The 14312-nt window shown below is 71.0% G+C and carries 8 protein-coding genes; 7 read left to right on the forward strand and 1 reads right to left on the reverse strand.

From position 1 onward, the window contains the following. Positions 1-89: 89 nt before the first annotated feature. From ACIRB1_RS42070 to ACIRB1_RS42100, 7 genes are all read left to right on the forward strand, one after another. Positions 90-1952, forward strand: a complete 1863-nt coding sequence (locus tag ACIRB1_RS42070) for an ABC transporter ATP-binding protein (protein WP_403469301.1) — start codon at positions 90-92, stop codon at positions 1950-1952. 96 nt (positions 1953-2048) lie between these two features. Continuing rightward, the gene (locus ACIRB1_RS42075) at positions 2049-2975 is read left to right on the forward strand and encodes an alpha/beta hydrolase family protein (protein ID WP_403469302.1); all 927 of its coding nucleotides are present in this window, start codon (positions 2049-2051) and stop codon (positions 2973-2975) included. A 189-nt stretch (positions 2976-3164) separates the two neighbouring features. Then, complete coding sequence (locus ACIRB1_RS42080) at positions 3165-4877, forward strand: ABC transporter ATP-binding protein (RefSeq protein WP_403469303.1); 1713 nt, start codon at positions 3165-3167, stop codon at positions 4875-4877. Then, positions 4874-6640: an ABC transporter ATP-binding protein gene (locus ACIRB1_RS42085; protein ID WP_403469304.1), complete on the forward strand. Its 1767-nt coding sequence runs from the start codon at positions 4874-4876 to the stop codon at positions 6638-6640. Before ACIRB1_RS42080 ends, ACIRB1_RS42085 begins: the two co-directional genes overlap by 4 nt. Positions 6641-6862: 222 nt before the next feature. After that, entirely contained in the window at positions 6863-8890 is a 2028-nt protein-coding gene (locus ACIRB1_RS42090; protein WP_352182420.1) for a M4 family metallopeptidase, read from the forward strand. A gap of 257 nt (positions 8891-9147) precedes the next feature. Then, a complete protein-coding gene (locus ACIRB1_RS42095) occupies positions 9148-10803 on the forward strand; it encodes a M4 family metallopeptidase (protein ID WP_403469305.1) in 1656 nt (551 codons plus the stop codon). An 82-nt stretch (positions 10804-10885) separates the two neighbouring features. Beyond that, on the forward strand, positions 10886-11395 hold the full coding sequence (locus ACIRB1_RS42100; protein WP_352182422.1) for a DUF1990 domain-containing protein: 510 nt from the start codon (positions 10886-10888) through the stop codon (positions 11393-11395). Between the two features lie 74 nt (positions 11396-11469). On the opposite strand, the gene ACIRB1_RS42105 is transcribed toward ACIRB1_RS42100, so the two are convergent. Beyond that, positions 11470-14094: a glycosyltransferase family 1 protein gene (locus ACIRB1_RS42105; protein WP_403469306.1), complete on the reverse strand. Its 2625-nt coding sequence runs from the start codon at positions 14092-14094 to the stop codon at positions 11470-11472. Between the last annotated feature and the right edge of the window lie 218 nt (positions 14095-14312).

Consider the following 14312-nt stretch of genomic DNA (forward strand, 5'->3'; position numbering starts at 1 on the left):
AGGCGGCCATTCCTCCGGAGCCATCAACGGCAACGCCCGATCAGCCACACCCGGTCCTCCCGGACCGCCAACATTCTTAGGGACGCCCGATGACCGCCCCGACCACCTCCGCGCCCCCCGCCGACGACACCCCCGAACCCGCACGCCCCCGCGCCGCCGCGGGCGACCCGTTCGACCATGACGTCCTGCCCACTCCCCCGGGCGCGACCGGTGCCCTCCTGCGCTCCCTGCTCGCGCCGATGAAGGCACGGGTCGCCGTCACGACCCTTCTCCTGCTGCTGCAACAGGCGGCCGTGCAGGTGGGCCCCCTGCTCGTGGCGTACGCCATCGACCGCGCGGTCCCCGCGTTCCGTGACGACGACCACGGCCCGCTGATCGCCGTAGGAGCGGGTTATCTGCTCTGCGCGCTGCTCTCCGGCGGACTCCAGTACGCCTTCATCGGCGCCTCGGCCCGCGTCAACCAGGACGTGCTGCTCGAACTGCGCGGCCGGATCTTCCGGCACGCGCAGGCGCTCAGCATCGACTTCCACGAGCGGTACACGTCCGGCCGGCTCATCTCCCGTTCCACCACGGACATCGAGGCCCTGCGCGAACTCCTCAGCGAGGGGCTCCAGGAGCTGATCACGGTCATCCTGTCGTTCGTGTACATCTCGGCGATGCTGCTCTGGCTCGACCTGGGCCTGGGCGCGGTCGCTGTGGCGTCCTTCGCGCCGCTGTACCTGCTGGTGCGGGTTTACCAGCGGCGCGCGGTGCGGGTGTACGCGGCCCGGTCCACGGCGATCGCGCGCGTGATCGTGAAGTTCGTCGAGACGATGAACGGCATCCGCCCGGTCCGCGCGTTCCGCCGCGAGGCCGTCAACGACGCCGACTTCCAGATCCTGAACCAGCGGCACGAACGGTCCAACGGCGACGCCCTGCTGGAGATGGCCCGCTATGTCACCGGCTCCCGGCTGGTCGCCAACACGGCCGTCGCGGCGATCGTCCTGTGGGGTTCCTTCCGTGTCTCGGACGGTTCACTGGAGCTGGGCGTACTGGCCGCCGCGGTCCTGTACCTGCGGCGGCTCTACGACCCCATCGACCGGCTCGGCATGTTCCTCAACTCGTACCAGTCGGCCGCGGCCTCCCTGGAGAAGATCGCGGGCCTGCTGGCCCAGACCCCGTCGGTCCCCGAACCCTCAACTCCCGTGCGGCTCCCGGAACTGGAGACGGACCGGCCCGGCCGCGAGGTCGTCTTCGACGGCGTCCGCTTCGCCTACCGCACCGGCGGCGAGGTCCTGCCCGTCTTCGACCTCACCCTCCCGGCCGGCCAGACCGTCGCCGTGGTGGGCACGACCGGCGCGGGCAAGTCCACCCTGGCCAAACTGCTCGCCCGCTTCTACGACCCCTCGGAGGGGCGGGTGCTGCTCGACGGGGTCGACCTGCGGGAGCTGTCCGGGCCCGAACTGCGGCGCGGGGTGGTGATGGTGACGCAGGAGGCGTTCCTGTTCTCCGGCACCGTCGCCGAGAACATCGCGATCGGCCGCCCGGACGCACCCCGGGAGGAGATCGAGCGGGCGGCGAAGGCGATCGGCGCGCACGACTTCATCAGCGCGCTGCCCGACGGCTACGACACGGACGTACGCAAACGGGGTGGCCGTATCTCGGCGGGTCAGCGCCAACTCGTCGCGTTCGCACGGGCGTTGCTCGCCGATCCGGCGGTCCTGATCCTGGACGAGGCGACGAGTTCGCTGGACGTGCCCGGCGAACAGGCGGTGCAGCGCGCCATGTCGACGGTCCTGCGCGGCCGTACGGCGGTCGTGATCGCCCACCGGCTCTCCACGGTCGAGATCGCGGACCGGGTGCTGGTCATGGAACACGGGCGGGTGGTCGAGGACGGCGCACCGGCCGACCTGATCGCCGGGACCGGACGGTTCGCGGATCTGCACCGGGCCTGGCGCGACAGCCTGGCGTGACCATCGGGCACGTTTCTCCGGCCTTGCTAACCGGAACATGGTTCCGTATTGTTTCCGGAACAAGGTTCCGCTTAGTCGTGCCCGGAGGACACCGTCATGCGCCCCACCACACCCCTGCCCGACTCACCCCCCGCGATCGTCTCCGTGAAGCCGGTGACCCTCTCCGCCCCCGACCGGGGCGAGGACCTCCAGGTCCGCGTCTCCGCCCCCGTCACCGGCGACGGCCTGCCCGTCATCGTCTTCTCGCACGGGTACGGCCAGTCGATGGACGGTTACGCCCCACTCGCGGACCACTGGGCCGCACAGGGCTTCATGGTCGTCCAGCCCACGCACCTCGACTCACGAACCCTCGCGATCGCGCAGGAGGACCCGCGTTTCCCCCGCATCTGGCGCTTCCGCGTGGAGGACCTCACACGCGCACTGGACGAACTCGACGTGCTGGAGGCCTCCGTACCCGGCCTCGCCGGACGCGTCGACCACGACCGCGTCGCCGTGGCCGGCCACTCCTGGGGAGCCCAGACGGCCAGCACGCTCCTGGGCGCCCGCGTCCTGGATTCCGACGGCGTCCCCGGCGAGGACCTGTCCGACCCACGCGTCACCGCGGGCGTGCTGCTCGCCCTGACCGGCCTCGGCGACTCCCTGAGCCCGTTCGCCGCCGAGCACTTCCCCTTCATGCGGCCGTCGTTCACCACGATGACCACCCCGGCACTCATCGTCGCCGGAGACCACGACGACTCCCCGCTCTCCACCCGCGGCCCCGACTGGTTCACCGACCCGTACACCCACAGCCCGGGCGACAAGACCCTGCTCACCCTCTTCGGCGCGCAACACTCCCTGGGCGGCATCTCCGGCCGCGAGGCGGCCGAGACGACGGACGAGAACCCCGCCCGCGTGGCCCTGCTCCAGCAGCTCACCACGGCCTATCTGCGCAGCGCCCTGCACCCGGGGGACACCGGCTGGAAGACGGCGACCGCCGCCCTGGACCAGGACCCCAGCCCGCTGGGCACGTTGACGAGCAAGTAGCCCGCCTCAGGAGAACCACACCTCCTCGATCCCCGCCTCCCCTCCAGCATCACTGCCGGCCCCTCGGCGTCCGGGCGCCCGATATTCGATGGGCAAGCGCGCTCACGCTCGGTAATCTTCGTTGCCTCCAACCACCCCCGGAACGCTTACGGCTGCCTGCCCTCGCTCGGCAGCCCGGGCAGGAGGCACATGATCGACGCGTACGAGGATCCCGGGACTCCCGACTGCCGGGGCGGCTGGCGATTTCTGTGGTGGCTGGTGCGGCGGCAGCCGGGGCGGGCGGTGTCCGGGGCACTGCTGTCGAGCGTGTGGATGGTGCTGATGGCGGCGGCGCCCTATCTGATGTCCCGCGCGGTGGACGACGGCCTGGTGCCGGGGCGCATGGGCCCGCTGGCCTGGTGGACCGGGGCACTGTTCGTGGTCGGCGCGGTCAACTCGTGGCTGAGCATCATGCGCCACCGCACGATGACCCGGGTCCGGATCGACGCCAACTTCCGCACGGTGAAGCTGATCGTCGGCCAGGCGGTCCGGCTGGGCGCGGTGCTGTCGCGCCGGGCGCGCGCCGGTGAGGTGATCACGACCGGCGTCGGCGACGTGTGGACGATCGCCCAGTCCCTGACCGTCGTGGGCCCCGGCTTCGGCGCCCTTGTGGTCTACGGCGTGGTCGCGGGAGTGCTGCTGTCGATCTCGGGTCCGCTGGCCGCCGTGGTCCTGCTGGGTGTGCCGGTGATGGCGCTGCTCGCGGGGCCGTTGACGCTGCGGTTGCAGAGCGTGGAGACGGAGTACCGGGAGCGGCAGAGCGTGCTGACCGCGCGCATCGGCGATCTCGCGGGCGGCCTGCGCGTCCTCAACGGCCTTGGCGGCAAAGGGCTGTTCGCGGACGCGTTCCGCGCTGACTCGCAGCGACTGCGGGTGCAGGGGTACCGGGTGGGCGCGGTGGCGAGCTGGGTGCAGGCGATCGGGGTCGGGCTGCCGACGCTGTTCCTCGCCGTGGTGACCTGGCTCGCGGCCCGCCTCGCGGCCCAAGGGCAGCTGACCATCGGTGAGTTGGTCGCCGTGTACGGCTATGTCGCGGTGCTGATCGGCCCGGTGGCCTTCTTCATCCAGATGGTCTACGAGCTGAGCCGGGGCGTGGTGGCCGCGCGCCGGGTCGTGGCACTGCTGCGGCTCGAACCGGCCCCGGACAGCGGGGAGTCGGACGCTCCCGGCGAACCGGCCGTGCTGCACGACCCGGACTCGGGGGTGCGGGTGGTGCCGGGGCGGCTGACCGCGCTGGTGGGGGCGCGGCCCGGGGACGCGCTGGCCGTGGTGGACCGGCTCGGGCGGTACGCGCCGTCGGTGGCGACCTGGGGCGAGGTGCGGCTCGACGCGATTCCGCTGGACCAGGTGCGGGCGCGCATCCTGGTCGCCGACAACGAGGCGGACCTGTTCGCCGGGCCCCTGAGGGAGGTGGTGTCGGGGCGGCGGGAGCGGTCGGCGGAGGCGGTGGCGAGGGCCGTGCACGCGTCGGCCGCCGACGACATCGTGCAGGGGCTGCCGGAGGGTCTCGACTCGGCGGTGGCCGCGCAGGGCCGGAGTCTGTCCGGGGGCCAGCGTCAACGGGTGAGGCTGGTAAGGGCGTTGCTCGCCGAGCCGGAGGTGCTGCTCGCGGTGGAGCCGACGTCGGCGCTCGACGCGCACACGGAGGCGGCGGTCGCCCGGCGGCTGCACGCGGAGCGCTCGGGCCGTACGACGGTGGTGACGACGACGTCCCCGCTGGTCCTCGACCACGCGGACACCGTGCACTACCTGGTCGACGGCAAGGTGGCGGCCAGCGGCGGCCATCGCCGGCTGCTGGCGGAGGAACCCGGCTACCGCGCGCTGGTGGCCCGGGACACGGACGCGGAGGAGGTCGTACGGTGACGACGGACAACGGTCAACTGCCGGTCGCGGGACGGGCGGACGTACGGCGGGCCGCGCTGCGGCTGGTGCGGGCGGACCGGCGGGCCTTCGCCGTCGTGCTGGTGGTGAACGCGCTGGCGGCCGGCGCCGGGCTGGCCGGGCCGTGGCTGCTCGGGCGGATCGTGGACGAGGTGCGGGCCGGGGCCGGGGTGAGCACCGTGGACCGGCTGGCGCTGGTCATCGTGGCGTGCGCGCTGGCCCAGTTGCTGCTGGCGCGGTGGGCGCGGTACGTGGGGCACCGGTTCGGCGAGCGGACGCTGGCGCGGGTCCGGGAGGACTTCGTGGACCGGGCGCTGGCACTGCCCGCGTCGGTGGTGGAGCGGGCCGGGACGGGTGACCTGACCGCGCGCGGCACGGCGGACGTGGCGATCGTCGGGACGACCCTGCGGGATGTGGGTCCCGAACTGCTGGTCAACTCGGTGCAGGCGCTGTTCGTGATGGGCGCGGTGTTCGTGCTCGACCCGCTGCTCGGGCTGTTCGGGGTGCTGGGGCTGACGCCGGTGTGGTTCGCGCTGCGCTGGTATCTGCGCCGGGCCAGGGACGGCTATCTCGCGGAGGGCACGGCCAATTCGGAGGTCGCCGAGATCCTGACGGCGACCGTGGCGGGGGCTCGCACGGTGGAGGCGTTCCGGCTCCAGGAGCGCCGGGTGACCGCGAGCCGTGACACGTTGCGGACGGCGTTGCGGAGCCGCCTGTACACGCTGTTCCTGCGGACGGTGTTCTTCCCTGCGGTCGAGGTGTCGTACACGATCCCGGTGGCGGGCGTGCTGCTCGTCGGGGGCTGGCTGCACGGGCGCGGGGCGGTGGGCGTGGGCGCGGTGGTCGCTGCGGCGCTGTATCTGCGGCAGTTCACCGAGCCGCTGGACCAGATCCTGATGCGGATCGAGCAACTCCAGAGCAGCGGGGCCTCGTTCGCAAGGGTGGAGGGGCTGGCCGCGGCGCCCCGCGCGGAGGGCGACGGCGATGCCCCGGTCCCGGCGGACGACCGGATCGACGTGACGGGTGTGCGGTACGCGTACGAGCGCGGCGGTGAGGTGCTGCACGGCGTGGATCTGACCGTGCGGCCGGGTGAGCGGCTCGCGGTGGTCGGCCCGTCCGGTGCCGGGAAGACCACGCTGAGCCGCCTGCTGGCGGGCGTGGACGCGCCGACCGAGGGCACGGTGACCGTGGGCGGGGTGCCGGTCTCCGGTCTGGCGCCGGAGACGCTGCGCCGCCAGGTGGTGCTGGTCACCCAGGAGCACCATGTCTTCCTGGGTTCGGTCCGCGACAACCTCCTGATCGCCGAACCGGCCGCCACGGACGAGGAGTTGTGGGCAGCCCTGTCGGCGGTCGGCGCGGCGGAGTGGGTGCGGGAGCTGCCGGACGGCCTCGCCACCCGTCTGGGCGCGGACGGCCGGACGACGGACGGTTCGCAGGCCCAGCAACTCGCGCTGGCCCGTGTGGTGTTGGCCGATCCGCACACACTCATCCTGGACGAGGCGACCGCCCTGCTGGATCCGGCCACCGCCCGGCACACCGAACGCGCCCTGGCCGCCGTACTGGAGGGCCGTACGGTCATCGCCATCGCGCACCGCCTGCACACCGCCCACGACGCGGACCGGGTGGCGGTCATGGAGAACGGCCTTCTGACCGAACTCGGCCCGCACGAGGAGCTGGTGGCGGCGGAGGGGGCGTACGCGGCGCTGTGGAACTCGTGGCACGGGGACCCGTCGGCCCGCTCCTAGCCGACCGTCCTCGGTCCGACTGGTTCGCATAGCGAACATGAACATCCGGACAACGAACGAATTCCGGCCAAGTTCCTGACGCGCTCCTGACAGAAAGCGCGGGCTGCTGCCACTCTTCCCACTGGCGCTTCACAGCAACCCCACAGTTTCACCCAGTGATCACTGTGATCCCTGTGATCTCCCCAGGTCGCGCGATCCGCGGCCGTCTCGAAGGAGTCAGTGTTGAGAAGCAATTCCTCGCGCAGACGCACCTCCCACATAGTCGCCGCAGCCGGCGTCACCGCTCTGCTCGCCGTGGCCGTCCAGGCCGGGGCGACCTCCTCCGCCGCTCCGGCCAAACCCCTCGCCGGCAAGGGGAATCCGGCGCACATGGCGCTCTCGCTCTCCCCCTCGCAGCGCGCCGAGCTGATCCGCGACGCGGACACGGCGCGGGCCGCGACCGCCAAGGACATCGGCCTCGGCGCCAAGGAGGCGCTCGTCGCCCGTGACGTCATCAAGGACGCCGACGGCACCGTCCACACCCGCTACGAGCGCACCTACGGCGGGCTCCCGGTCCTCGGCGGCGACCTGATCGTCGACACCGCCAAGTCCGGTGCCACCGAGCGCGTCATCAAGGCGACGAACGCCACCATCGCGGTCGCCGACCTCACCCCGAGCGTCACGACCGGCGCCGCCGAGAAGCAGGCGGTCACCCGCGCGAAGGCCCTCGGCTCCACCAAGTCGGCCGCGGACTCGGCCCGCAAGGTGATCTGGGCGGCGAGCGGCAAGCCCGTCCTCGCCTACGAGACGGTCGTCGGCGGCCTCCAGGACGACGGCACCCCGAACCAGCTCCACGTCATCACCGACGCGGCCACCGGCAAGAAGCTCTACGAGTACCAGGGCATCGAGAACGCCACCGGCACCGGCAACACCCAGTACAGCGGCTCGGTCCCGCTGACCACCACCCAGTCGGGGTCGAACTACACCCTGACCGACGGCGACCGCGGCGGCCACAAGACGTACAACCTGAACCACGGGACGTCCGGCACCGGCACGCTGTTCTCGCAGACCAGCAACACCTGGGGCAACGGCACCACGTCGAACGCGGCGACGGCCGGCGCCGACGCGCACTACGGCGCCGCCGAGACCTGGGACTTCTACAAGAACACGTTCGGCCGCAGCGGCATCAAGAACAACGGTGTCGGCGCCTACTCCCGTGTCCACTACGGGAACTCGTACGTCAACGCGTTCTGGGACGACAGCTGCTTCTGCATGACCTACGGCGACGGCTCCGGCAACGCGGACCCGCTGACGGCCCTCGACGTCGCGGGGCACGAGATGAGCCACGGCGTCACCTCCAACACCGCCGGGCTCAACTACTCCGGTGAGTCGGGCGGGTTGAACGAGGCGACCTCCGACATCTTCGGCACCGGCGTCGAGTTCTACGCCAACAACTCGACCGACGTGGGCGACTACCTCATCGGCGAGAAGATCGACATCAACGGCGACGGCACGCCGCTGCGTTACATGGACAAGCCGAGCAAGGACGGCGGCTCCGCGGACAGTTGGTACTCGGGTGTCGGCAACCTCGACGTGCACTACTCGTCGGGCGTCGCCAACCACTTCTTCTACCTCCTGTCCGAGGGCAGCGGCGCCAAGGTCATCAACGGCGTCAGCTACAACTCGCCCACCGCGGACGGGCTTCCGGTCACCGGCATCGGCCGGGACAAGGCGCTCCAGATCTGGTACCGCGCGCTCACCACGAAGTTCACGTCCACCACCAACTACGCGGCGGCCCGCACCGGGACCCTCGCGGCGGCCGGTGAGCTGTACGGGACGACGGGCGCCGAGTACAAGGCGGTGCAGGACGCGTGGGCGGCCGTCGCGGTCGGTGCGCGCTCCGGTGGCGGCGGCGGTGGCGGCACGTCGTTCGAGAACACCACCGACGTGTCGATCCCGGACAACGGGCCGGCCGTCACCTCGTCGGTCACCGTCTCCGGGCGGACGGGCAACGCCCCGTCGAACCTGGCCGTCACGGTCGACATCGTGCACACCTGGCGCGGTGACCTGGTGATCGACCTGGTCGCCCCGGACGGGTCGACGTACCGCCTGAAGAACTCCAGCTCGTCCGACTCGGCGGACAACGTGCAGGCGACCTACACGGTCAACGCCTCCTCCGAAGTCGCCAACGGAGTATGGAAGTTGAAGGTCCAGGACGTGGCCGCACAGGACACCGGCTACATCAACAGCTGGAAGCTTACGTTCCCGTAAAATCCAGCCGTCCACTTCAGGCCGCAGCAACCAGTCGCCGCCCCGGGGTTTCAACCCCGGGGCGGTGCCCTGTTATGGGCATTTACATTGCGGCAACGTTCACCGGACAGTCGATTTTGAGCCAACATCACTTTGGGGTCCTGACATGTACGCGCCCCTGATGCCACTCTTCCCTCACGCCGCTTCAGCACAGCCACTTCACAACCCGCTCCGGTCAGTAACCCCACGCTGCCGGACTCCCCCACAGAGGAGCTCGCGTGACCCCCCTCTACGCGCGTCACAAGCGCACCACTCTGGCCATCGCCACCGCGGTCGCCGCCGGAGCCCTGCTCGCCACCGGTGTCACCACCGGTGCCTCCGCCCAGCCCGCCACGGGCAAGGCGGCCCCCCTCGCCGCCGCCCCGCAGCTGCTCTCCAACGCCGCGCGGACCGCGCTGGTCAAGGAGAAGCAGGCGGCCGCGCCCGAGACCGCACAGCAGATAGGCCTCGGCACCAAGGAGAAGCTGGTCGTCAAGGACGTCGTCAAGGACGTCGACGGCACGGTGCACACCCGCTACGAGCGCACCTACGCGGGCCTCCCGGTCCTCGGCGGCGACCTGGTCGTCCACACCGCTCCGTCGGGCAGGACCGAGGGAGTCACCAAGGCGCACCAGGCGGCCATCAAGGTGGCCACCGTCACGCCGAAGATCTCCACGGCCAAGGCCGAGAAGCAGGCGCTGACCGCGGCGAAGGCCGCCGGCTCCGACAAGACCGCCGCCGACGGTGCCCGCAAGGTCATCTGGGCCGGCGGCGCCACCCCCGTCCTCGCCTACGAGACCGTCGTGGGCGGCCTCCAGGACGACGGCACCCCGAACCAGCTGCACGTCATCACCGACGCGGCCACCGGCAAGAAGCTCTTCGAGTACCAGGGCATCGAGAACGCCACCGGCACCGGCAAGACCCTGTACTCGGGCACCGTCAGCCTCGACACGACCCTGTCGGGCACGACGTACAGCCTCACCGACGCCACGCGCGGCAACCACAAGACGTACAACCTGAAGCACGGGACGTCCGGCACCGGCACCCTCTTCACCCAGACCACCAACACCTGGGGCACCGGCACCGCCTCCAGCTCCACCACCGACGTGACCGCCGCCGCGGACGCCGCCTACGGCGCCCAGGAGACGTGGGACTTCTACAAGAACACGTTCGGCCGCAGCGGCATCAAGAACAACGGTGTCGGCGCCTACTCCCGCGTGCACTACGGCAGTTCGTACGTGAACGCGTTCTGGGACGACAGCTGCTTCTGCATGACGTACGGCGACGGGTCGGGCAACACCCACCCGCTCACCTCGCTCGACGTGGCCGGCCACGAGATGAGCCACGGCGTCACCGCCAACACCGCGGGCCTGAACTACTCGGGCGAGTCCGGTGGCCTGAACGAGGCGACCTCGGACATCTTCGGCACCGGCGTCGAGTTCTACGCCAACAACAGCAGCGACGTCGGTGACTACCTCATCGGCGAGAAGATCAACATCAACGGCGACGGCACGCCGCTGCGTTACATGGACAAGCCGAGCAAGGACGGCGGCTCGAAGGACTCCTGGTCCTCCACCGTCGGCAACCTCGACGTGCACTACTCGTCGGGCGTCGCCAACCACTTCTTCTACCTCCTGTCCGAGGGCAGCGGCGCGAAGACCATCAACGGCGTGAGCTACAACTCGCCTACGTCCAACGGCTCCACGGTCACCGGCATCGGCCGCGCCAAGGCGCTCCAGATCTGGTACAAGGCGCTGACGACGTACTTCACGTCGACCACCAAGTACGCGGGCGCCCGCACCGGCACCCTCAGCGCGGCGGCGGCCCTCTACGGCTCCGGCTCCGCCGAGTACAACGCGGTGGCGGCGGCCTGGTCGGCGGTCAACGTCAACTGACGCGGGCCGAGTTGACACGCTAGACGCGAGGGCGGTACCCGGAGGGAAGGCATCTCCGGGTACCGCCCTACTCTTGGGTCCCATGTCCTTCACGTACGACGACGTCGGCGCGACCCGCGAACGCGGCTTCTGCCCCCCGGGTTTCCATCCCCTGTATGTGCGCACACGTCTCGGCGAGGGCGAGAAGGTCTTCCGCCGGGCCGCCGAAGCGGTCCTGACCTGGGAACTCCACCGCGAAATGGGCATAGGCATCGAGGCCACCGCGGAGAAAGCGGCCCCCGGCGTGGACGTGACGATCACCCTCGCCGGCCTCATCAAGGCCCCCTGCCGCGTCGTCTGGACCCTGGAGGAACCCCGCCGCGCGGGCTGGGCCTACGGCACCCTCCCCGGCCACCCCGAATCCGGCGAGGAATCCTTCGTGGTCGACCGCACCGGCGACGGCACGGTCTGGCTCACGGTCTCCGCCTTCAGCCGGGCCACCAAGTGGTACGCCCGCCTGGGCGGCCCAGCAACGAGGGGCTTGCAGCACGCGTACGCCCGAAAGATCGGCAGCACCCTGCGCCAGATGTGCGCGCCGTATTCGGAGGTGTAAGAGGGGGACGCCCCGCGCCCCAAAGGGGCGCGGGGAACTGCGCGACCAGCCACGACGGACCGGCAGCCGAAGAACTAGCGCATCAACACCCCGGCGCCTTCGGCCCCGTCCTCCACCGGCACCGCCACCAGCCCCAACTCCGCCCCGGACGCCAACAACCGGTGCGCGGGCAGAATCCGCACCGTGTACCCGTAGGGCCCGGTGCGGTCGAGTTCGAGCGGGCCCTCGTAGGACCAGTGCCCGTCCGCGTCCGGGCCGCCCGCCGGCTTCAACGGGACCGTCACCGCGTCCCCGATGCGGTCCTCGGGGTCCACCCGCCCCGAGACCGCCTGCACCTCCACGTCGTCCGGGGCGAGACCCGCCAGCCCCACCCGCACCCGGAGATTCAGCGTCGTGCCGAGTTCCGCCGTGGCCGTGGCCGCGGACGTCTCCACGTGGTCGACGGTCACCCCGTGCCAGGCGGACCGCACCCGCTGCTTCCACGCGGCGAGTTCGCGCGCCGCGTCCGGGGTCATCGCGCGATGGGCGTGCGCGGCCGGGGCGTACAGCCGCTCCACGTACTCGCGGACCATGCGCCCGGCGAGGACCTTCGGCCCGAGCAACGTCAGTGTCTGGCGGACCATTTCGATCCAGCGGTCGGGGAGCCCGTCCTGACCGCGTTCGTAGAACCGCGGGGTGACCCGCTGCTCCAGGAGGTCGTAGAGTGCCGCGGCCTCCACGTCGTCCCGGTGGTCGGGATCGGTAGCGGTGCCGTCCGCCGTGGGGATCGCCCAGCCGAAGTCGGGCTGGAACCACTCGTCCCACCAGCCGTCCAGGACCGAGAGGTTGAGGCAGCCGTTCAGGGCCGCCTTCATGCCGCTCGTGCCGCAGGCCTCCAGCGGGCGGAGCGGGTTGTTGAGCCAGATGTCGCAGCCGGGGTAGAGCTTCTGCGCCATCGCCATGCCGTAGTCGGGCAGGAAGACGATGCGGTGCCGGACGCGCGGGTCGTCCGCGAACTTCACCAGCTCCTGCACCAGCCGCTTGCCCCCGTCGTCCGCCGGGTGCGCCTTGCCCGCCACCACGATCTGGATGGGGTGGTCCGGGTGCAGGAGGAGGTCCATCAGCCGGTCGCGGTCGCGCAGCATCAGCGTCAGCCGTTTGTACGACGGGACGCGGCGCGCGAAGCCGATCGTCAGGACGTCGGGGTCGAGGACTCCGTCGATCCAGCCCAACTCGGCAGATCCGGCGCCGCGTTGACGCCAGGATGCGCGCAGCCGCTCCCGTACCTCCACGACCAGCTGTTCGCGCAGCTCACGGCGCAGCTCCCAGATGTCCTGGTCCGGGATCTCCGCGACCGCGTCCCAGCGGTCCGAACCGCCCACGGTCAGCGCGTCCTCGGTACGGGACGCGCCGATCTGCCGGGCGCCGAGCCGGAGCACCTCGGGGGCGACCCAGGTCGGCGCGTGCACCCCGTTGGTCACGGAGGTGATCGGCACCTCCTCGGGATCGAAGCCCGGCCAGAGTCCGGAGAACATCTCGCGGCTGACCTGACCGTGCAACAGGGAGACTCCGTTGGCCCGTTGACCCAGTCGCAGGCCCATCACGGCCATGTTGAACAGGTTGGGTTCGCCGCCCGGGTAGGTCTCCATGCCGAGGCTCAGGATGTGCTGGACGTCCATGCGCGGGAGTTCGGCCTCGGGACCGAAGTGCCGGGCCACCAACTCTCGGTCGAAGCGGTCGATTCCGGCCGGTACGGGGGTGTGCGTGGTGAAGACCGTGCCGGCCCGCACCGCCTCCAGGCCGGCGTCGAAGTCCAGCCCCGCGTCGCAGAGTTCGGCGATCCGCTCCAGGCCGAGGAAGCCCGCGTGTCCTTCGTTCGTGTGGAACACCTCGGGCTCGGGGTGACCGGTCAGCCGGCAGTACGTCCGGACCGCCCGCACGCCCCCTATGCCGAGCAACATCTCCTGGAGCAGCCGGTGTTCACTGCCGCCGCCGTAGAGCACGTCGGTCACGCCGCGCTCGCCGACGTCGTTCTCCTCGACGTCCGAGTCGAGCATCAGCAGCGGGACCCGGCCGACCTGCGCGAGCCAGATCCGGGCGTGCAGCGAACGCCCTCCGGGCAGCGCGAGGGAGACCTGGGCCGGGGAGCCGTCCTCCTCCCGCAGCAGCGCGACCGGGAGTTCGTTCGGGTCGAGGACCGGATAGTGCTCCTGCTGCCAGCCGTCCCGGGACAGCGACTGGCGGAAGTAGCCGTGCCGGTACAGGAGTCCGACACCGATCAGCGGTACGCCGAGGTCGCTGGCCGATTTGAGATGGTCGCCGGCGAGGATGCCGAGGCCGCCGGAGTACTGGGGCAGGGCCGCGGTGACACCGAACTCCGGTGAGAAGTAGGCGACGGCGGCGGGGAGTTCGCGTTCGGCGGCCTGGGTCTGGTACCAGCGGTCACCGCCGACGTAGTCACCGAGGTCTCCGGCGACCTCGGTGAGCCGGCGCAGGAACCGGCTGTCCTCGGCCAGCTCCGTGAGGCGCTCCGCGGAGACGCTGCCGAGGAGTCGTACGGGATCGCGTTCCGAGGCGGCCCAGCGTTCGGGGTCCACGGACTGGAAGAGATCGCGGGTGTCGGCGTGCCAGGACCAGCGCAGGTTGCGCGCCAGGTCGCTGAGAGGTCGGAGGGGTTCGGGGAGAACGGGACGGACGGTGAATCGACGGATCGCCTTCACAGCTCCACCTCGGCGCTTCGCTGGATGACACACGGCACTGTGTGTCGTCGTTGGTGACGACGGTACCGGGGATGGTGTCGCCCTCGCTGGGGGGTTCGGCTCCGGACCCTCCGTCGGCCTGCGCCGAAGTAGTTGAACCGGCATGTACCGAAAAGGCTCCCTCATGCGCCCTTGTGGTGCTTCGCGCCTCACGAGAGGCTGCCCTGTGGAGAGTTGAA

This window comes from Streptomyces sp. NPDC096013 (assembly GCF_044763565.1).
Taxonomy (GTDB): domain Bacteria; phylum Actinomycetota; class Actinomycetes; order Streptomycetales; family Streptomycetaceae; genus Streptomyces.